Source organism: Lachnoanaerobaculum sp. ICM7 (assembly GCF_000287675.1).
Classification (GTDB): Bacteria; Bacillota; Clostridia; order Lachnospirales; family Lachnospiraceae; genus Lachnoanaerobaculum.
The window spans coordinates 138,244-160,873 of the sequence record NZ_ALJL01000021.1 but is presented as its reverse complement, the minus strand read 5'-3'; the positions used below and the strand labels follow the sequence as shown (position 1 = coordinate 160,873).

General features: G+C 38.5%; 9 protein-coding genes and 1 pseudogene. All 10 read left to right on the top strand.

Going from position 1 to position 22,630, the window contains the following annotated elements; all coding sequences use genetic code 11:
- Nucleotides 1-373 precede the first annotated feature (373 nt).
- The 10 genes and pseudogenes from adhE (at nucleotide 374) to HMPREF1140_RS05745 (ending at nucleotide 22,620) form a co-directional block, all read left to right on the top strand.
- On the top strand, nucleotides 374-2,974 hold the full coding sequence (gene adhE / locus HMPREF1140_RS05790) for a bifunctional acetaldehyde-CoA/alcohol dehydrogenase (protein WP_009662880.1): 2,601 nt from the start codon (nucleotides 374-376) through the stop codon (nucleotides 2,972-2,974).
- A gap of 73 nt (nucleotides 2,975-3,047) precedes the next feature.
- The gene (locus HMPREF1140_RS05785) at nucleotides 3,048-3,803 is read left to right on the top strand and encodes an aminoglycoside phosphotransferase family protein (protein ID WP_009662923.1); all 756 of its coding nucleotides are present in this window, start codon (nucleotides 3,048-3,050) and stop codon (nucleotides 3,801-3,803) included.
- A 138-nt stretch (nucleotides 3,804-3,941) separates the two neighbouring features.
- On the top strand, nucleotides 3,942-5,108 hold the full coding sequence (locus HMPREF1140_RS05780) for a cation diffusion facilitator family transporter (RefSeq protein ID WP_009662840.1): 1,167 nt from the start codon (nucleotides 3,942-3,944) through the stop codon (nucleotides 5,106-5,108).
- A 340-nt stretch (nucleotides 5,109-5,448) separates the two neighbouring features.
- On the top strand, nucleotides 5,449-9,939 hold the full coding sequence (locus HMPREF1140_RS05775) for a hemoblobin-interacting domain-containing protein (RefSeq protein WP_009662868.1): 4,491 nt from the start codon (nucleotides 5,449-5,451) through the stop codon (nucleotides 9,937-9,939).
- Between the two features lie 329 nt (nucleotides 9,940-10,268).
- On the top strand, nucleotides 10,269-14,171 hold the full coding sequence (rpoB, locus tag HMPREF1140_RS05770) for a DNA-directed RNA polymerase subunit beta (protein ID WP_009662913.1): 3,903 nt from the start codon (nucleotides 10,269-10,271) through the stop codon (nucleotides 14,169-14,171).
- A 100-nt stretch (nucleotides 14,172-14,271) separates the two neighbouring features.
- A complete protein-coding gene (gene rpoC, locus HMPREF1140_RS05765) occupies nucleotides 14,272-18,012 on the top strand; it encodes a DNA-directed RNA polymerase subunit beta' (protein ID WP_009662871.1) in 3,741 nt (1,246 codons plus the stop codon).
- A gap of 217 nt (nucleotides 18,013-18,229) precedes the next feature.
- A complete protein-coding gene (locus HMPREF1140_RS05760; protein ID WP_009662856.1) occupies nucleotides 18,230-19,150 on the top strand; it encodes an Rpn family recombination-promoting nuclease/putative transposase in 921 nt (306 codons plus the stop codon).
- Between the two features lie 89 nt (nucleotides 19,151-19,239).
- Nucleotides 19,240-19,840, top strand: a pseudogene (locus HMPREF1140_RS05755) (Rpn family recombination-promoting nuclease/putative transposase); the annotation flags it as partial.
- Nucleotides 19,841-19,977: 137 nt separating this feature from the next.
- Nucleotides 19,978-20,901, top strand: a complete 924-nt coding sequence (locus HMPREF1140_RS05750; protein WP_007595938.1) for a hypothetical protein — start codon at nucleotides 19,978-19,980, stop codon at nucleotides 20,899-20,901.
- 9 nt (nucleotides 20,902-20,910) lie between these two features.
- Complete coding sequence (locus tag HMPREF1140_RS05745; RefSeq protein WP_009662941.1) at nucleotides 20,911-22,620, top strand: alpha-amylase family glycosyl hydrolase; 1,710 nt, start codon at nucleotides 20,911-20,913, stop codon at nucleotides 22,618-22,620.
- Nucleotides 22,621-22,630: the final 10 nt, after the last annotated feature.

The window sequence follows — 22,630 nt, the reverse complement described above, 5'->3', positions numbered from 1 at the left end:
GAGAGTACCAAGTTTGCGTACATTTACAGAGGTGCTAACCCCTTTGTCATTTATAAAGCTTTTGGAAATATAGAAGGACTCTGCATTTTTTGATTTTGATGTAGTAACTTTCATAGATAACCTCCACACCTTATTATATCATAAAATACTAGAAAATACTATATATTAAAACGAATATTTTGACAAAAAAATTGATTAAGAAAGATAGGATACATGCGGGTTCTAGGACTTTTCTAATACTTATTTAGGAAAACAAAGTGTCAAAGACCCGTGGAAAAGTTTGAAATATCATATTGACAAAAAAATAACAATATAGTATTATCTAACTGTGTTAAAAAAATAACGAAATATATTTTATTATGTCGGAGGAAATATGGCAGATAAGAATTTTATTGTAGATAATATCGATAACTTAAGTATCAGGATGAAAGAGCTGAGAGAAGCTCAGAGAGAATTTGCGACCTATTCTCAGGAACAGGTTGATAAGATATTCTATGAGGTAGCTATGGCTGCCAATAAAGAGAGATTCTCGCTTGCAAAGATGGCGGTAGAAGAGACCGGAATGGGAGTTTTGGAAGATAAGGTTATCAAAAACCACTATGCTGCTGAGTATATTTATAATGCTTATAAGGATACCAAGACCTGTGGAGTGATTGAAGAGGACAAGATATTCGGAATAAAGAAAATTGCCGAGCCTATAGGTGTTATAGCAGCTGTTATTCCAACAACAAACCCTACATCGACAGCTATATTTAAAATCCTTTTGGCACTTAAGACAAGAAATGCCATTATAATAAGCCCACACCCAAGAGCAAAGGACTGCACAAACTATACAGCTAAATTTCTGTTGGAAACAGCTGTAAAAGCGGGCGCTCCAAAGAACATTATAGGTTGGATAGATGTACCTTCACTTGAGCTTACAAATGAAGTAATGCATGAGGCTGATATTATACTTGCGACAGGCGGTCCGGGAATGGTTAAATCAGCTTACTCATCAGGTAAGCCTGCAATAGGTGTAGGTGCCGGAAATACTCCGGTTATCATTGATGAAACAGCTGACATTAAGATGGCTGTAAACTCAATAATACATTCAAAGACTTTTGATAACGGAATGATTTGTGCTTCAGAGCAGTCTGTAACTGTAATGGAGAGTATATATAATGAAGTAAAAAAAGAGTTTGCATACAGAGGTTGTTATTTTCTGAAGAAGGATGAGCTTAATAAGGTAAGAAAGACTATTATTGTAGGCGGATCACTAAATGCCAAAATCGTTGGACAGTCTGCATTTAAGATTGCGGAAATGGCAGGCGTAAGCGTACCTGAAAGTACAAAGATACTTATCGGTGAGGTGGAGTCTGTTGATATAAGCGAAGAGTTCGCTCATGAAAAGCTTTCACCTGTACTTGCAATGTATAAGGCAAAGACATTTGATGAGGCTATAGCTAAGGCTGAAAGACTTGTTGCAGACGGCGGTTACGGACATACATCAGCTATTTATATAGATGTAAATGAGAAGGAAAAACTTGCTATTCATGAAAATGCAATGAAGACTTGCAGGATACTTGTAAATACTCCTGCGGCTCATGGCGGTATCGGTGATTTGTATAACTTCAAGCTTGCACCTTCACTTACTTTAGGTTGCGGTTCATGGGGTGGAAACTCTGTTTCAGAGAATGTAGGCGTAAAGCATCTTATAAATATAAAAACTGTAGCACAAAGGAGAGAGAACATGTTGTGGCTTAGAACTCCTGAAAAGGTATACTTTAAGAGAGGCTGTCTTCCTGTAGCGCTTGATGAGCTTGGAAATGTAATGCATAAGAAGAGAGCGTTTATAGTAACAGATACATTCCTTTATAAGAACGGATATACAGATGTTATTACAAAGAAACTTGATGAGATGGGTATAAGACATACTTGCTTTTATGATGTAACACCGGATCCTACACTTCAGTGTGCAAGAGAGGGTGTAAAGGCAATGGCTTCATTTGAGCCGGATGTAATTATAGCGCTCGGTGGAGGTTCTGCTATGGATGCCGCAAAGATAATGTGGGTTATGTATGAGCATCCTGAAGTTAACTTTGAAGACATGGCAATGGACTTCATGGATATCAGAAAGAGAGTATATAAGTTCCCTAAGATGGGTGAGAAGTCATACTTTGTTGCGGTTCCTACATCATCAGGTACAGGTAGTGAGGTTACTCCTTTTGCCATCATTACAGATAAGGATACAGGAATAAAGTGGCCTATAGCAGACTATGAGATTCTTCCGAATATGGCGATAGTGGATGTTGACAATATGATGGATCAGCCGAAGGGACTTACAGCCGCATCAGGAATTGACGTACTTACACATGCTCTTGAAGCATATGTATCAATAATGGCTACAGATTATACGGACGGACTTGCATTAAGAGCAATGAAACTTGTGTTTGATTACCTTCCTTCAGCATATGAAAACGGAAGTGCAGACCCTATTGCAAGAGAAAAGATGGCGGACGCTTCATGTCTTGCAGGTATGGCTTTTGCAAATGCATTCCTTGGTATAAACCATTCAATGGCACATAAGCTCGGTGCATTCCACCATATAGCACACGGTTTTGCAAATGCCGTTATTCTTACAAGAGTAATGAGATATAATGCGGTAGATGCACCTACAAAGATGGGAACATTCTCACAGTATGATTATCCTAAGGCAAAAGCAAGATATGTAGAGGCTGCTAAATACTGTGGCGTAACAGGAAAAAATGATGATGAGATATTTGAAAACTTTATAATTAAAATAGAGGAATTAAAGAAAATTATAGGGGTAAAAGAGACTATAGCACTTTATGGTGTAGAGGAAAAATACTTCTTGGACACATTGGATGAGATGAGCGAGCAGGCATTTAATGATCAATGTACTCCGGCAAATCCGAGATATCCGCTTATAAGCGAGATCAAAGAGCTGTATTTGGACGCTTATTACGGTAGATAATATAAATTTGAGCGTATTGTATTAGACTTAATTTTAGAAAGGAGACGGATGTATTATACATCTGTAAAAAAGTATGGATTTGACAAATAAAAAGCTTATTTTAGAGAGATCGCATAAGAAAGTATATGAAACCGATGATTGCATTATTAAAGCGTTCAGCGGTGACCATCCCAAATCTGATGTATTTAACGAGGCACTGAATCAGGCAAGAATAGAAGAGACAGGTCTTAATGTTCCGAAGGTGCTCGCCGTAGAAGAAATGGACGGCGGATGGGCAATAGTAATGCTTAAGAAAAACGGTAAGACTTTAAAAGAAATCATGGAGTCTGACAAGGAAAATACAAGAAAGTACATGGAGATGTTTGTTGATATACAGCTGGATATCCATTCAAAATCATCCCCGCTTCTTAACAGAATGAATTTAAAATTCAGCAGACAGATAAATGATTTGAAGGAGCTCAGTGCAACTATAAGATATGAGCTTTTGACAAAGCTTGACGGAATGAAAAAGCATACCAAAATATGTCATGGCGATTTCAATCCCAGCAATGTGCTTATAGGAGAAGATGGTGAAGTTTCAATAATTGACTGGTCTCATGCTACTCAGGGAAATGCTGCCGGAGATGCGGCAAATACATACCTGCTCTTTGCACTCACAGATAAAGAGCTTGCGGATATGTATATGGATATATACTGTGATAAGTCGGATACGGCAAAACAGTATGTACAAAGATGGCTTTCAATAGTGGCTGCACAGAGATTATCAAAGCATATAGAGGCTGAAAAAGAGCTTTTGATGAAATACATTGATGTTGTAGACTATGTTTAGGTAAAAATTAATACAAACCCCATTCTGTTATAATAGCAGAATGTTCCAAATTCAATATAAAAGAGGTTGTATGCAATTTACGATTGCGTACAATCTTTTTTTAATGTATAATGTACATCCATATAAAGAAAGGAGAAGATGTGTAAACATCTAAGAACAATGAGCGAAGATATAAATTCATCCAATTTTAGAATGGATGCAAATGAAAGAAGAAAAAGAATTATAGGTGTATCCATAATAGGTATAGTAACAAATCTGTTACTGGGAGTGTTAAAGGCGGTGCTTGGAATACTTTCAGGCTCAATTGCTCTTGTAAGTGATGCTTTAAATAATATTACGGACTCATCATCATCACTTATTACGATAATAGGCACAAAGCTTGCAGGTAAGGCGCCTGATAAGCAACATCCTTTCGGACATGGAAGAACAGAGTATCTGACAAGTCTTTTGATTGGAGGTATCGTATTTATTACCGGTTTTCAATCTCTTATCAGTTCGATAAAGGCTATTTTTAACAGAGAAGAGATGAGTACGAGTATTGTTACTGCAATAATAATTATTGCAACAATTGTTGCTAAAATTGTTCTTGGTACTTTTACTGAAAACAGCGGTAAAAAATATAATTCGGGAGCATTGATTGCCTCAGGTGCTGATGCAAAAAATGATGCCATAGTGTCTTTAGTAACTTTGATATCCACATTAATATATATGTTTACAAAAATTTCTGTGGACGGTATTGCCGGTGTTATTATTTCGGTATTTATTTTAAAGACTGCCTATGAAGTATTATCAGATACAGTAAAGAAAATACTTGGTGAAAGAGTGGACGGTGAGATGGTAAGGGGAATAAAGGAGATAGCAAGAAATACCGAAGGTGTTATAAATTGCTTTGACCTTATATTAAACGATTATGGCCCTGATTTTTATACAGGGTCTATAAATGTGGAAATAGAGGATAACAGAAGTATCGGAGAGATGTATCCTATTTTACATGAGGCTCAGACAAAGATTTATAATAAATATAATGTATTTCTTGTATTCGGATTTTATTCGGTAGATGTAAATGATGAGAAATATATAAAGATAAAATCAATACTGAAAAACTACAAGGAAAATGAGAGGCATATCATTAACTATCATGGAATAGTTATTGATGACAAAGACAGTACCATTTATTGTGATATAACAAGAGACTTTGATATAAAATCGAAAACAGTTGTAGAAAACGTGAACAGAATTTTGAAAGAGGAGTTTCCGGAGTACAAAATACATGTAAATATAGATACTGAATTTGCCGGCGAATAGAGAGTAATCAGTCAATATAACGACTGATTGACAAATATATATCAAATTGGAAAGGCGAAAAATTGATTCTGTAGATTGTATCTAATAAAGTACTTGAAATACAAAAAAAGTACATAAAAATAGCTTGAAATAAATAAAACCTTTTAGTATACTCACAAGAGTTAGCTGATGCTAACAGATGTAATATAATAGAACTTAAATGCAAAGGGGAGTGTTTTTGCAAGAGTATTTGGTCAAAACGTATTACTACATTCTGATTTTGATGCTTTTTTGTAGCGCAACATTCCCTTTATTTGGGTTCGTGAGTTAGTGGACACTAACCAAATGTAATAGGAGATTTATGAAAAGGAAGCTATTTTTAAATGTAGGTGTTGGAGCATTAAGCATATTGATGGCTGCAACACAGGTTACACCGGCTTTTGCGGGTTCATGGAAGAACACACAGAGCGGATGGAATTATATAAATGATAACGGCAGCAAGGCTTTGGGTTGGACTCAGACTCCAAGCGGTTGGTATTATCTTGATACCGACAGCGGTATTATGCAGACGGGTTGGAAGAAGGATAATGCAGGATATTGGTATTTCCTTAATACAGCTAAGGGAGCTGCTGAGGGTATAATGCTCACAGGATGGAATTGGATCGACGGTTATTGCTATTATTTCAATCCTCAAAGCGGACCCGATCAGGGTAAACTTCTTGTAAATACTACAACTCCTGACGGTTACAAGGTTAATGCCGACGGTAAATGGGAAAAAGACGGAAAAGTTGTATTCTCACAGGGAAAAGGACTTTCTTCTACAGCAGGTGCGTCGGAAAATAATGCCGGTCAGTCATCTGCAAAAAAGAGCACAACAAGCTCTAAGGGCAGTTCGGGCGGTAGCAGTAGAGGCGGCTCAGGCAGTTCAAGAGGCGGCTCAGGCGGCGGAAGCTCAAGAGGCGGCAGTTCAAGAGGTGGCAATTCAAGAAGCGGAAACGGTTCAAATACAGTATCTGTAGGTGGAAATACCACAGAAAATAACAGCGCTTCAACAATCGTATCACCAAATCAAAACGCAGGTACAGATACGATTTCAGGAAATAGAGGATATTCTTTAGGTGATGTAGAGCACAGTGCTGATATAGTAGAAAATAATGGTGCAAATAATAATGTGGCAGGCACAGAAAACAACGCAGGCAATAATGTGGCTTCAAACAATGAAAACGCAGGAACTACAGGGAACAACACAGGTAGTGAAGTCGCAAATAACGCAGGCAACACCTCAAACGGTGAGGCTTCAAATAACGCAGGCAACACCTCAAACGGTGAGGCTTCAAATAACGCAGGTAATACAGAAAACAATGGAGCTCCAACTACTGAAGAAACAAACAATGATAAATTTGCGTATGTAAACTATACCAAAAATGTAAATACTGATTTCGGAGAGTATGTTGTAGTTGCATTCAAATATGGAACTATTGATGATTACAAAGTATTGGTAGACGGAGTAGATGTTACTTCAAACATGACCAAAGTGGATGATGACGGTCATGTTGTTAAGTGGCTTTCAAGTGTATCAAATCCTTCAGCATTACAGATTGTAAAAAAGGCTGATAATGATACTCAGGACATCACACTTGCAGGCGGGGAGAGGAAGAATATAACAAAGACTGATGTAAAGGCACCTAAGTATGTATTATCAAACGGTCCTATTACAAAGTTTGACTATTTCCTTGAGACATATGACAATGCCGGAAAGGTAAGAAAGAATGCTTCAAAGACTACATTCACATTGCAGTCAAAGAAGGTAGATTCAGCAGCGGCTGCAGTTCCTTCACAGTACTATATCCCTGTAACAGAGATAGACAATGTGGGAACAGGTAGTATAAAGATAAAGCTTCAGCTTGAAAATGAGGAGCAGGAGAAGTGGTTTGAAGGTCTTAATAATATTAAGCTTCTTAATGAAGACCACAATATTATAAACTCAAGCCTTATATACAATAAGTCTGTAGAGACAAAGTATGCAAAGGTGGGAGTTATAAATATTCCTCTTCCGCAAAACAATGCAAGAAGCAGAGGAGATTACTATGTAAGTATAGGCTCTGCAAAGGGCAATGAAAGAATAAGCCTTCCTATATCATTGGTAAGCAGTACAAACTTTAAGGTGATGCGTGACAGTACAACTCCAAATCCTAAGGTGGGAGAAAATATCAGATTTAAGATAGTTGATCCTAAAAACAATCAGAGCTTTGGAAATGATATAGGTGTGGTAATGTACAGAGTAACACTTACAAAGCCTGACGGTAGCGTTATTGAATTGCCGAAGATTTCAGGATGGCATAATATTTCTGATATAGTACAGATTACAGGAACAGACAGCACTTCAGGTAAGGTGTATACAGATGTAGCCGGAGTTTATACAGCTACAATATATACAAAGGGGTACAAGACTCTTACAAAGAAGTTTGAAGTATTAAAGAGTGACGGTTCATCCGTAGCAACAACACCTGTCAGTGACGAGTCTAAGACTGTGGATGCCATATCCGCTCCTACAGTAGGTAAAAATCATGCAGGAAACAGAGAGTCTTCAACAATTACAAAGGTTCTTGTAGGCGGAGGAAGTTCTTCATCTTCTTCAAGTTCAGGAAAGAAGGCCGATTCCGTATCAGGTGCTACAGGTAAGACAGGCGGTAAGGCTGATGCCACATCCGGTGCAAGCGGAAGTATGATGATAAATTCATACCTTATGTATGATTACGATCTGCTTGCAAATGCAATGATTTTAAATGAAATCGGGCTTAGAAGCAAGGATTCGGATGCTGTAATGAACTGGTGGCTTGAGCAGTCACCTGAGGCGATTGTTGGAGAAGATAAGAGTAAATTATATCTTCTTAACAATTTTGTGGATGCATATAAGGATGCAAAACTTGAAGGAAAGGTTCTTACATTTGAGGACTATATCAAGTCTGAGAATGCAACTACAAGAAATATTGTCGGAAATGTAAAGAACGTACTTGAAAACGGTAGGCTTGGAACTATTTATCGTTACGGTAATCTTGTAGGAGAAGCTGCACCTACATTTGAAGGTCTCATACAGGCAAATGCGGACAGCTTTACAATAACAACCGACAACGCAGATTTCTTAAAGAATCTTGAGTCTGTTATACTTGACGGTTCATCACCACTTAGAGGAGACAATTACCTAAAGCAGTATGAAGTAAGTGCAGATTATAAGAGTATCACACTCTATAAGAGTGCATTCAACAGATATCTTGCTCCTATTGTAGGAACACATAAACTTGCTCTTAATTCTATAGGTTTTGAGAAGATAGAACTTGACCTTACCATCACAGATACTTTGGAAGAAGTGGAACTTAGTGATGTAAGTGAAAAGCATGAAACGGATTCGGAAATAGTTATAAAGGCTGTTAAGGATGATGATGCCAAGAAAGGCGATTTCCTCAGTAAGCTTGGCAGCGTAAGTATTCAAAGTCCTGACGGTACACTTAGAGACGTAATATCCGCGTCTGCAGGCGGTTATACTTCAAATTCGGTTTATACTGTTGCGGACGGAAAAATTACACTTCGCGGCGGATTGTTTAAAAATGCAGGTGAGTATATTATCTATCTGAAGTCAAACGACAGAAACTATGCTGTAAAGTCTATAAAAGTAAATATTACTGAGAAAGCAAATACAGCACCTGTAACCCCTGTAACTCCTGTAACCCCTGTAACTCCACCTGCAGTGGAAGAGGGCAAGGATGCACCTAAGGCAAAGACAGGCAAAAAGTCGAATTCGATATTCTACAATATGCTTACAGTGAAATTCGATGGCATGAATGAATCCGATCTTGAGAAATATCTTAAAGCGGTTACAAGTGTCAATGTAAACGGTGAGGATTATACTAAAGCGGGTATTATCGGTTTCGGATTTGGAAATACAAAAGAATTTAGGGCGCATAACGATTCGGCTTATGGAGGCAAAATAAGTCAGTTATCTGTAAAGGCAAACAGTTTTACAGATAATAAGTTTGATTTTGTTGTAAAGGCGGATGGATATAAGGAACTTACATTTACAATGAATGCTGACGGAAGCATAGCGGAAAGTGTTGCACCGGCACCGGTAGTTCCTACAGTTAATGAGGTGGAAGTAGATAAGGTTGAATTTACAAAGTATAATAATGCCGAAGTATATGCCGTTACATTAAAGGGTGATACTGCAAAGATTAATGAGTTTATAGAGAAGCTTAATGCCGTAGAAGTAAACGATGTAAGGGTTGAAGAAGGTACAATATCAACACTGGGCAGAGATGTATTTGCAGTAGACAACAATAATGTAATCTACATAAAATCAAGAAAGATAAAGGGATTTGCAGATAAACTTGTATTTAAGGGAGAAGGTATGGATGATTTAGTCTATACTACATCTTCACAGATAGCTACACCGGCTATTACAGGTTCAGAGATTAAGAAGGGCTATGATAATTTTGTAAGGCTGAAATTTGATGATACTGATAAAGCAGTACTTAAGAGATTTACAGAACTTATAAAGTCAGGTAAGGCAACAGTTACCGTAAACGGTGTTACTTACAATAAAGGATATAATCTTAGAAACGCCGCTACATATAAGCTTACAGCAAATATGACTTTCGGATACACTCAGCTTATTGACCTTTCACTTGACGGATTCAATCAGGTAAATAATGAAGTGGCAATAAGTTCAGAGAACTTTGAAACTGTCAGATTTAATGTTGAGATAGCTGAAAATGCTTCCGCAACAGGCAGAACAAGATCAAGAAGAGACTTAAGTGCAGTAGAAACCGCTACATCATCAAATGCGGTAATACGATAAGATTAAAAATTAAATATTATATTTGATTGATTATGCCTCCTTTTAGAGCAAATGAGTGAAAAATACTTATTACTTTATAAGGGGGCATTTTAGATATGTGGAAAATTGAAAATAAATGAACATATGTTCCGTATTGACATGTTGACTTTATTTTTGTAAGATGAAAGTTGCACTATTGTAGGGATTTTTGTGCCCTTTTAGAGGTGTTTGGACGTGAAAATGTCCAATGTAACTTGCCTAACGGCTAAACAAATTGAATAGATTGCTCTAATTATAACATAGAAAAATCTAAATTCATAGAATAAAAAATATACAGGGGTGAAACGTCAATGGATAGAAGCAAGATGCATCCGATAACTTCCGGAAAGAGCATGAGGATGAGTTTCCAGACACAAAAAGAAGTTCTGGAAATGCCAAACCTGATAGAGATACAAAAAGACTCATATCAATGGTTCCTGGATGCAGGCCTAAAAGAAGTTTTTAGGGATATATTTCCTATAGAAGATTTTGCGGGACATTTTAGCCTCGATTTTGTCAATTTTAAATTGGCAAGAGATGAAGTTAAATATTCCATAGAAGAGTGTAAGGATAGAGATACAACATACGCAGCTCCGTTAAAGGTGAAAATCAGACTTACCAATAAGGATAAGGATGAGATAAACGAGCATGAGATCTTTTTAGGAGATTTACCACTGATGACAGATACCGGATCATTTGTAATAAACGGTGCGGAGAGAGTTATAGTCAGCCAGTTGGTCCGTTCACCGGGTATTTATTATACAATTGATCACGATAAAATAGGTAAAGAGCTATTTATGTCTCAGGTCATACCTAACAGAGGTGCATGGCTTGAATACGAAACAGATTCTAACGATATCTTTTATGCAAGAGTGGACAGAACAAGAAAAGTTCCTATCACAGTACTTTTGCGTGCTTTCGGTCTTGGAACAAATACTCAGATTATAGATATGTTCGGCGAGGAGCCGAAGATTATGGCGAGTTTTGCAAAAGATCCGTCTGAAAATTACCAGGACGGTTTGCTCGAATTATATAAGAAGATCAGACCGGGTGAGCCTCTTTCAGTAGACAGTGCTGAAAGTTTGCTTAAAGCAATGTTCTTCGATGCCAGAAGATATGATTTGGCAAAGGTGGGAAGATACAAATTCAACAAAAAACTCCATTTTAAGAACAGAATAAAGGGACATACTCTCGCAAGAGATGTAGTGGATGAGAATACAGGTGAAGTATTGGCACAGGCAGATACAGTAGTTGATGCTCAGACTGCAACAGCAATACAGAATGCGGCTATTCCTGCCGTATGGATAAAAGGAGTAGAACGTGAAGTAAAAGTTCTCTCAAATATGATGGTAGATATCGAAAGCTATGTACCTGAGCTTACAGACCCTAAATCTATCGGAGTTACAGAGCAGGTATATTATCCTGTACTTCAGAAATTGCTGGAAGAAAACGAGGGTGAGGAGCTTATAAAGGCTATTGAGAAGAATATCAATGAGCTTATTCCAAAGCATATCACAAAGGAAGATATTTTCGCTACTGTAAACTACAATATGCATATAGAAGAGCATATCGGAAGCAAGGATGATATCGACCACTTAGGAAACAGAAGAATAAGAGCGGTAGGAGAGCTGTTACAAAACCAGTATCGTATCGGTCTTACAAGAATGGAGAGAGTTGTAAGAGAGAGAATGACCACTCAGGACATTGAGTCTATTACACCTCAATCACTTATAAATATTAAGCCTGTAACTGCTGCTGTTAAGGAGTTCTTCGGAAGTTCACAGCTGAGCCAGTTTATGGACCAAAACAACCCTCTTTCAGAGCTTACACATAAGAGAAGACTTTCAGCTTTGGGACCGGGAGGTCTTTCAAGAGAAAGAGCCGGATTCGAGGTTCGAGACGTTCACTATACTCACTATGGCAGAATGTGCCCTATAGAGACACCTGAAGGACCTAACATCGGACTTATAAACTCACTTGCGAGCTTTGCAAGAGTAAATGAATACGGATTTGTAGAGGCACCTTATCGTGTTGTGGATAAGTCACAGGATCCTGAAAATCCGAGAGTTACGGAAGAAGTAGTATATCTTACAGCGGATGAAGAGGATAATTTCACAGTTGCGCAGGCGAATGAACCGCTTGATGCCGAAGGACATTTTGTAAACAACAATGTTTCAGGACGTTACCGTGATGAGACTTCAGAGTTTAAGAAGAAAAATATAGATTTGATGGACGTATCACCGAGAATGGTATTCTCAGTGGCTACAAGTATGATTCCTTTCCTTGAGAACGACGATGCTAACCGTGCGCTGATGGGTTCAAACATGCAGAGACAGGCAGTGCCTCTTATGATTACCGATGCACCTGTAGTAGGTACAGGTATGGAGACTAAGGCTGCAGTAGACTCAGGTGTCTGTGTTGTTGCCAAGAATTCGGGAACAGTAATTGAGTGTTCGTCAGATAAGATTGTTATTAAAAGAGATGATGATGCGGTACTTGATACTTACAAGCTTATCAAGTTTGCAAGAAGTAACCAGTCAAACTCATATAATCAAAAGCCTATAGTGTTTAAGGGTAACCATGTAAATGCCGGTGAGGTTATTGCAGACGGTGCTTCTACATATAATGGAGAGATAGCCCTTGGAAAGAATCCGCTTATCGGTTTCATGACATGGGAAGGATACAATTACGAGGATGCCGTACTCCTTAGTGAGAGACTTGTAGAATATGATGTATATACATCTATTCATATCGAGGAATACGAATGTGCGGCAAGAGAGACTAAGCTCGGACCTGAAGAGATTACAAGAGATGTACCGGGAGTCGGTGATGATGCTCTTAAAGATCTTGATGAGAGAGGTATTATCAGAATCGGTGCGGAAGTAAGAGCCGGTGATATACTTGTAGGAAAGGTTACTCCGAAGGGAGAGACGGAGCTTACAGCAGAGGAAAGACTTCTTCGTGCAATTTTCGGTGAGAAGGCAAGAGAGGTAAGAGATACTTCACTTAAGGTACCACATGGTGCTTACGGTGTTGTTGTTGATGCGAAAGTATTTACAAGAGAAGCCGGAGATGAATTGGCTCCGGGTGTTACACAGAATGTAAGAATTTATATAGCACAAAAGAGAAAGATTTCTGTCGGTGATAAGATGGCGGGTCGTCACGGTAACAAGGGTGTTGTTTCCAGAGTATTACCTGTAGAGGATATGCCATTCCTTCCAAACGGCAGACCGCTTGATATCGTGCTTAATCCATTGGGTGTGCCTTCACGTATGAACATCGGACAGGTGCTTGAGATTCACCTCTCACTTGCGGCAAAGGCGCTTGGCTTTAATGTGGCTACTCCTGTCTTTGACGGTGCAAACGAGAATGACATCATGGATATGCTTGAAGTTGCAAATGACTATGTAAACGGTGATTGGGATGACTTCGAGAATAAATATAAAGATGTGCTGGATCCCGGAGTTGTAGAATATCTCGGTTCACATCTTGAGAACAGAAAACTTTGGGAAGGTGTTCCTCTTTCAAGAGACGGTAAAGTAAGACTTCGTGACGGTAGAACGGGAGAGTACTTTGACAGCCCTGTTACAATAGGTCACATGCATTATTTGAAGCTCCACCACATGGTAGACGATAAGATTCATGCAAGATCTACAGGACCATACTCACTTGTTACTCAGCAGCCACTTGGCGGTAAAGCGCAGTTCGGTGGACAGAGATTCGGAGAGATGGAGGTTTGGGCTCTTGAGGCTTATGGTGCATCATATACATTGCAGGAGATTCTGACAGTAAAATCCGATGATGTTACAGGACGTGTGAAGACATACGAGGCCGTTATCAAGGGCGAGAACATACCTGATGCAGGTATACCTGAGTCATTCAAGGTACTTTTAAAAGAGCTTCAGTCTTTGGGACTTGATATAAGTGTACTCGGAGAAGACGGAAGAGAAGTAGAACTCAAAGAGAATACGGAATATGCAGATCTCAGCATTCACTCAATTATAGAGGGTGAGAGCAGACACCATGGAAGAGAAGATTTCAAGTCTGCAGGTTATAGTGAGCAGGAAGTAAAGGACGGCGAGTTTGTATCCGTTTCGGAAGATGCAGCCGATATGCAGAGTGCCGATGCTGACTATGATGGTGATATAGATTCGGGGGATGATTCCTCCTATAACGAAGATTCATTTGATGACACAGATAATTTTGAAGAATAATCTGAAAGTGGAGTGAATACTTATACAGCAGATGCCCTAAGGGCATCTGCAAAAATCAATGAAGTCGATTTATCGTTTTATATAGAAGGGAGCAAATTTTATGCCTGAAAACAATGATGCTTATCAGCCAATTTCTTTTGATGCAATTAAGATTGGTTTGGCTTCTCCTGAAAAAATACTGCAGTGGTCTCATGGTGAGGTTACAAAGCCTGAGACTATCAACTATAGGACATTAAAGCCTGAGAGAGACGGTCTTTTCTGTGAAAGAATATTCGGACCAAGTAAAGACTGGGAATGTCACTGTGGTAAATATAAGAAAATCCGCTACAAAGGCACTGTCTGTGACAGATGTGGTGTAGAGGTAACAAAGTCCAGTGTACGTAGAGAGCGTATGGGTCATATCAAACTGGCTGCGCCTGTATCTCATATCTGGTACTTTAAAGGAATTCCTTCAAGAATGGGTCTTATCATGGATATTGCACCTCGTATCTTGGAGAAAGTATTATACTTTGCATCATATATAGTATTGGACGGTGGAGACACTGCCCTCAACTATAAGCAGGTGCTTTCAGAAAGAGAGTATAGAGATGCAATCGACACCTATGGCTACGGTTCATTCAGAGCGGGTATGGGTGCAGAGAGCATTTTAGAAATATTAAGCAATATCGATCTTGAAAAAGAGTCGGTAGAATTAAAAGAAGCGTTGGTAGATGCTACAGGACAAAAGAGAGCAAAGATTATCAAAAGACTTGATGTTGTAGAAGCTTTCAGAAGTTCAGGAAATAAGCCTGAGTGGATGATACTCACAAATGTACCTGTTATACCGCCTGATATCAGACCTATGGTACAGCTTGACGGTGGTAGATTCGCTACCAGTGATTTGAACGATCTTTACAGAAGAATTATAAACAGAAACAATCGTTTGGCAAGACTTTTGGAGCTTGGTGCTCCTGATATCATTATCAGAAACGAGAAGAGAATGTTACAGGAAGCTGTAGATGCTCTTATAGATAACGGTAGAAGAGGAAGACCTGTTACAGGTCCCGGAAACAGAGCGCTTAAGTCACTTTCAGATATGTTAAAGGGTAAACAGGGACGTTTTCGTCAGAACCTTCTCGGAAAGCGTGTTGACTATTCGGGAAGATCTGTTATCGTAGTAGGACCTGAGCTTAAAATCTATCAGTGCGGTCTTCCAAAGGAGATGGCTATAGAACTCTTCAAGCCTTTCGTAATGAAGGAGCTTGTAGAAAAGGGAACAGCTCATAATATAAAATCTGCCAAGAAGATGGTTGAGAGAATGCAAAATGATGTATGGGATATCCTTGAGGAAGTCATCAAAGAGCATCCTGTAATGCTTAACAGAGCGCCTACACTTCATAGACTCGGTATTCAGGCATTTGAGCCTGTACTTGTAGAGGGTAAGGCTATCAAGCTTCATCCGCTTGTATGTACTGCGTTTAACGCTGACTTTGACGGTGACCAGATGGCTGTCCATTTGCCGCTTTCAGTAGAGGCTCAGGCAGAATGCAGATTCCTTTTGCTTTCACCAAATAACCTTCTTAAGCCTTCAGACGGTGGACCTGTTGCCGTTCCTTCACAGGATATGGTTCTCGGAATCTATTATCTTACACAGGAAAGACCCGGAGCAAAGGGAGAAGGTAAGTTCTTTAAGAGTGTTAATGAGGCGATTCTTGCATATGACAACAAGATTGTTACATTACATTCTAAAATAAAGGTTAGAATAAGCAAAAAGCTTGAAAACGGAGAAGTTTTATCAGATACTGTTGAATCAACAGTGGGCAGACTTTTATTTAATGAAATAATTCCTCAGGACCTCGGATTTGTTGACAGAAGTATTCCGGGAAATGAGTTAAAGCCTGAGATTGATTTCCTTGTAAAGAAAAAGCAGTGTAAGCAGATCCTGGAGAAGGTTATCAATGTACACGGACTTTCAAGAACTGCGGAAGTGCTGGATGATATAAAGGCAATCGGATACAAGTATTCAACTATTGCATCTATGACCGTTTCTATTTCAGATATGACAGTACCTGAGAGTAAGCCTGAACTTATAAAGAATGCACAGGCTACAGTTGACAGAATTGCAAAGAACTATGCCCGTGGATTTATTACTGAAGAAGAGAGATACAAAGAAGTTATAAAGACTTGGGATATGACAGATAAGCAGCTTACCAGAGACCTGCTTGACGGACTTGATGCATATAACAATATCTTCATGATGGCCGACTCCGGAGCGAGAGGTTCGGATAAGCAGATAAAGCAGCTTGCAGGTATGCGTGGTCTTATGGCGGATACAACAGGACATACTATCGAGCTTCCTATTAAGTCAAACTTTAGAGAGGGTCTTGACGTTTTGGAGTACTTTATCTCAGCTCACGGTGCTAGAAAAGGGCTTTCAGATACTGCTCTTCGTACAGCCGATTCAGGATACCTTACAAGAAGACTTGTAGACGTTTCACAGGACTTAATAGTTCGTGAAACGGACTGCTGCGAAGGCAAGGAAATTCCGTTTATGGAAATCAAAGCATTCTCAGACGGTAAGGAAGTTATTGAGAGTCTTGAGGAGAGAATTACAGGAAGATATATTGCAGAGACTATAACAGATCCTGATACGGGAGAAGTTGTAGTTAAGGCAAATCATATGTGTACTCCAAAGAGAGCCGCTGCGGTAATGAAGGTGCTTGAGAAGCTTGGAAGAGACAGCGTAAAGATAAGAACAATACTTTCATGTAAATCACATACAGGTATCTGTGCTAAGTGCTATGGTGCAAACATGGCCACAGGACAGGCTGTACAGGTAGGTGAGGCGGTAGGTATTATAGCCGCTCAGTCAATCGGTGAGCCGGGTACACAGCTTACTATGCGTACTTTCCATACCGGAGGTGTTGCCGGTGGAGATATCACACAGGGTCTTCCTAGAGTCGAGGAGCTTTTCGAGGCAAGAAAACCTAAGGGACTTGCAATCATCACAGAGTTCGGTGGTGTTGTAGAACTTAAGGATACCAAGAAAAAGCGTGAGATTATTGTTACAAACAATGAAACAGGTGAATCAAAGACATACCTGATTCCATACGGCTCAAGAATAAAGGTTGGAAACGGAGATGTATTGGAGGCCGGTGACGAGCTTACAGAAGGTAGTGTAAATCCACATGATATCCTTAAGATAAAAGGTGTTCGTGCGGTTCAGGATTACATGCTTCGTGAAGTTCAAAGAGTTTACAGACTCCAGGGTGTTGAGATCAACGATAAGCATATAGAGGTTATCGTTCGTCAGATGCTTAAGAAGGTAAGAATAGAAGAAAACAATGATGCAGATGTACTTCCGGGAAATTCAATGGATGTTCTGGATTACAATGATATGAATGAAAAGCTTATTGCAGAAGGAAAGACTCCTGCAGACGGTAAGCAGGTAATGCTCGGTATTACAAAGGCATCTCTTGCAACAGATTCATTCCTTTCAGCGGCATCATTCCAGGAGACTACAAAGGTTCTTACAGAGGCCGCTATTAACGGTAAGGTGGATCACCTTATAGGACTTAAGGAAAACGTACTTATCGGTAAGCTTATACCGGCAGGTACAGGTATGAAGAGATACAGAAGCGTAACTCTGAATACAGACGAATTCATTGGAGATGATGATGAGATTATCTTAAGTGAGGACGATCCTGCACTTCTCGATATCAAAGAAGAGCTGATAGCTGATGCAAAGGAAGCACTTGAGTCTGAGGAAAAGGCTTTTGAGCCGGAAAATGCTGAAGAGATTTCAGAAGTTGAAGAGAGTTCTGATAATGAAGAAGCAGATGCTAAGAGCGATGAAGAATAAAGATAGAAGGGAGACTGCCAGTGTGGCAGTCTCTTTTTGGTTGTTATATTTTAAGTTCTGTAAGGACATTTAAGAATATTACTATTGCAAAATATTTATATTCATCATAAAATAAAGCCAAGTGAACGGCACTTATTTTATTTCTATTTTCATTTACAAATATTATTTCTTGAAACAATTTCTTTTAAATCAAATCAGTAGCATTAACGGAGGTCGCATGAAGGGCAACAAAGAAAAAGATATTACACAAAAGACACTTGAAAGGTATAATGATGTATTCGCAGATATTATAAATGTGTTGTTATTTAATGGAAAGAGTGTGGTGACGGAAGACAGCCTGACAGATGTACTGCCGGGAAGTATTTTAAAGCTGGATGGCAGGATAAGGACACAGTATAGGGATATAGCAAAATATTGGCATAACAGTAAGATAAAATTATCAATGTTCGGATTGGAGAATCAGACAAAGCCGGAAAAGAGAATGCCGCTGAGGGTCTTTGGATATGATGGAGCGGAGTATGTCAAACAGGCCAAAAAAGAGAACAGTAAAGAAGTAATTTATCCTGTGATTACATTAGTATTATATTTCGGGTATAATAGTAGATGGAATCATCCAAAGAGTTTGTTTGAACTTTTAGAGATAGATGAAATGATCAAACCATATGTTAATGATTTCAAAATGAATCTATTTGAAATAGCATATCTTGACAGAGAAAAGATAGATATGTTCAAAAGTGATTTTCGGATACTGGCTGACTATCTGTTTCAGATGCGTGTAAATAAAAATTATGTGGCCGGTGATACAGTAATTGAACATGTGGATGAACTTTTAATGCTGATGTCTGCAATGACGAATGATTACAGATTTGAAGAAACTATAAACGAGGTGAAAGGAAAGGAGTATGTAACTATGTGTGAAGTACTTGACAGAGTAGAAGCAAGGGGAATAGAAAAAGGAATGGAAAAGGGAATAGCAAAAGGAAGAGAAGAAGGCATTAAAGAGGGTATTAAAAAGGGAATTAAAGAAGGAACTGTACAAGTCCTTATTTCTCTGGTAAAGGATGGAATTTTAAGCATTTCGGATGCAGCAAGAAGAGCCGGTATGAGTGAAGAATCCTTTAGAGGATATATAAAGTGAGTTTTATCAAAGGGACCATAGGATTAAAAATGTACAAATGTAAAATAAGGAGGTGAAAGTTCACATCCTTATTTTAGTGTTTATAATAATTATCAATGTTCGGATTGGAGAATCATACAAAGCCGGAAAAGAGAATGCCGCTTATATTTCGGGTATAATAGTAGATGGAATCAGCCAAAGAGCTTATTTGAACTTTTAGAGATAGATGAAATGATCAAACCATATGTTAATAATTTCAAAATTAATCTCTTTGAAATAGCATATCTTGACAGAGAAAAGATAGATATGTTCAAAAGTGATTTTCGTATACTGGCGGACTATTTGTATCAGATGCGTGTAAATAAAAATTATGTGGCCGGTGATACAGTAATTGAACATGTGGATGAACTTTTAATGCTGATGTCTGCAATGACGAATGATTACAGATTTGAAGAGACTATAAACGAGATGAAAGGAAAGGAGCATGTAACTATGTGTGAAGCACTTGACAGAGTAGAAGCAAGGGGAATGGAAAAAGGAATAGCAAAAGGAAGAGAAGAAGGCATTAAAGAAGGAATTAAAAAGGGAATTAAAGAAGGAACTGTACAAGTCCTTATTTCTCTGGTAAAGGATGGAATTTTAAGCATTTCGGATGCGGCAAAAAGAGCAGGTATGAGCGTTGCAGAATTTAAAAAGTATACAAACATGTAAAAATAAATACATAGAAAATAAATCAATATTATGTTACACTCCATATGAAACAGTTTTCATATGGAGTGCTTGTTTTTGGGAAAAGATTAGTATAAAAATCAAAAATAAGTACGGTTATTTATATGAGGTGAATACTTATGCAAGAGTTTAAAAATTGGAAGCCGCCGGTACTGCCTAAGGAGATAGAGCAGGCTGATGTACCTGGAAGCAAGGTTGTTATAACAGAGTATCATATTGACAGGGCAGGCAGGATTTTCCCTGATTTGCTTGAGGAGATTGAAAAAGTTAAGAGTAAAAACGGTAACGGAAAGGTTGTCGTATCCGTATCAGGTTGTTCAGGTGTGGGAAAATCAGGAATAGCCGCAGTGCTTTCGTATTATTTAAATGATATAGGAATAGGAAGCTATATTTTGGGTGGAGACAATTATCCACGAAGAATCCCTGAGTACAATGATGCAGAGCGCTTACATATTTTTAGAGAAGGTGGATTAAAAGGTCTGGTAAAGGACGGAGAGTACAATAAAGAACGTTTTCAAACAGTTCATAAGCTGCAAGAAGAGGGTAATGATGCAGACCCTGAAAATATAAAAAAATATCCATGGTACAAGTCATATATAAACGGTGGACGTAATGCACTTAAGGAGTATCTCGGTACAGGCAATGAGCTTGCATTTAAGGAAGTTGAGGATGTTGTTGACCAATTTAAATCAGGAGCGGAAAAAATCTGGTTAAAGAGAATGGGAAGAAGCAATACACAGATATGGTATGATGATGTGGATTTTAAGGATGTGGGTGTTCTTTTAATTGAATGGACACATGGAAACAGTGATTGCTTCAATGGAGTCGATATTCCGATACTTATACACAATACTCCGGCAGAAACTTTGAAATACAGACTTTTAAGAAATCGTGACTGCGGAATTGACAGTCCGTTTACAACCATGGTACTTGATATAGAGCAGGAATCACTGATAAATCAGGCACATAAGGCAAAGATAATTATTACTCCAAGCGGTGACAGACTAAGCTATGAAGAATATTGTAAATATATAGGAATGTAGGTGGGTAGTGTGAATAAAAATAATAACGGTCCGATGCTAAATGCCTATCCTGACAGTCTTGGTGGGAACTTAAGTGATATTGCAAATTTCCTTAGTAAAAAAGAATTGAAGGATGTATTTTCATCATTTTACATACTCCCAAGTCTTTTTCATACAGATCTTGACAGAGGATTTTCGGTTATTGATTACTCTTTAAATGAAATGCTTGCCAAAAAAGAGGATTTGGAAAAACTTGATGAACTTGGAATTGATTTAAAGCTTGACTTTATACTAAATCATGCTTCAGTGCTTTCAAAGCAGTTTCAGGATATTATAAAAAACGGCGAGAAGTCAAAGTACAGAGATTTTTTCATTGATTGGAATAAATTTTGGGCCGGATGTGGTGAGATGACTGAGGAAGGCTATATACAGCCAAAACCTGAGCTTATAAAGGATATGTTCTTTAGAAAGCCGGGTCTGCCTATACTGATGGTTCGCTTCCCTGACGGAAAGGAAGTTCCTTATTGGAATACATTTTATCAGGAAGTAAGATATCCTTCTTTAGATGCTGTGGATATTAGAAATATTACAGGAGTACAGTACGGTATTTCTGAGGGACTGGCAAGTTTATTGAATGAGAGTCTAAGAGATGGTAAATCGCCTGAAAAGATTTTAAACGAGTCAAATATCTACAGCAATAAACTTAGTAATGATCAAAAGAAAGAACTTTGTGACAAACTGGAGTCCGAGAGAAAATATCTTGGACAGATGGATCTGAATATCAAATCACCTCTTGTTTGGGAGTTTTATGATAATACTTTAAAGACATTGGCAGATTACGGTGCTAAGATAGTCAGACTGGATGCTTTTGCCTATGCTCCGAAAGAGGTGGGCGAGAAGAATTTCTTAAATGAGCCTGCTACCTGGGATGTACTTACAAAGGTGAGAGAATTAGCTGATAAATACAATGTAAGACTATTGCCTGAGATTCACGCAAGCTATGAGGAAAAAATCTATGAGAAGATTGCAAATAAGGGTTATATGACTTATGACTTCTTCCTTCCGGGACTTATTATAGACGCCTTTGAACAGCAATCAGGTGAAGTCTTAAAAAAATGGGCTGATGAGCTTGTGGAAAAGAATATACAGGTAGTAAATATGCTTGGCTGCCATGACGGTATACCACTACTTGATTTAAAGGGACTTATCAGTGAGGAAAGAATTCAGTCCGTTATAGATACTGTGGTAAAAAGAGGTGGATATGTAAAGGATTTGCATGGTCAAAAGAATGTATATTATCAGGTAAATGCAACTTACTACAGTGCATTGGGTGAAGAGGATAAGAGAATGCTCCTTGCCAGAGCTATTCAAATCTTTATGCCGGGAAAGCCACAAGTGTGGTATTTAGATCTTTTTGCAGGAAAGAATGATCACGAAGCGGTAAAGAGAGCAGGAGCCGGAGGACATAAGGAAATCAATCGTACAAACCTGACTACTAAAGAGATGGAAGCCGGATTACAAAGGGATATCGTTTTAAAGCAGCTTGAAATGCTTAGATTCCGCCACACATTTCCAGTATTTTCAAATGAGAGTGATTTTAGTATGGAATGTAGCGGAAGTAAGCTTTTTATGGAATGGAAGAATAAAGAGGAGAGAGCAGTACTAAAAGCCGATCTCTCAGACTTTAATTTTGATATTCTTGCAGAAAAAAACGGTGAGATAATTTATCAGTATAAATAATATAAAAAGA

What these genes read in the sequence shown, in the direction of transcription:
- adhE (WP_009662880.1), top strand. Translation starts at nt 374, where the DNA reads ATGGCAGATAAGAATTTTATTGTAGATAATATCGATAACTTAAGTATC.
- HMPREF1140_RS05785 (WP_009662923.1), top strand. Translation starts at nt 3,048, where the DNA reads ATGGATTTGACAAATAAAAAGCTTATTTTAGAGAGATCGCATAAGAAA.
- HMPREF1140_RS05780 (WP_009662840.1), top strand. Translation starts at nt 3,942, where the DNA reads ATGTGTAAACATCTAAGAACAATGAGCGAAGATATAAATTCATCCAAT.
- HMPREF1140_RS05775 (WP_009662868.1), top strand. Translation starts at nt 5,449, where the DNA reads ATGAAAAGGAAGCTATTTTTAAATGTAGGTGTTGGAGCATTAAGCATA.
- rpoB (WP_009662913.1), top strand. Translation starts at nt 10,269, where the DNA reads ATGGATAGAAGCAAGATGCATCCGATAACTTCCGGAAAGAGCATGAGG.
- rpoC (WP_009662871.1), top strand. Translation starts at nt 14,272, where the DNA reads ATGCCTGAAAACAATGATGCTTATCAGCCAATTTCTTTTGATGCAATT.
- HMPREF1140_RS05760 (WP_009662856.1), top strand. Translation starts at nt 18,230, where the DNA reads ATGAAGGGCAACAAAGAAAAAGATATTACACAAAAGACACTTGAAAGG.
- HMPREF1140_RS05750 (WP_007595938.1), top strand. Translation starts at nt 19,978, where the DNA reads ATGCAAGAGTTTAAAAATTGGAAGCCGCCGGTACTGCCTAAGGAGATA.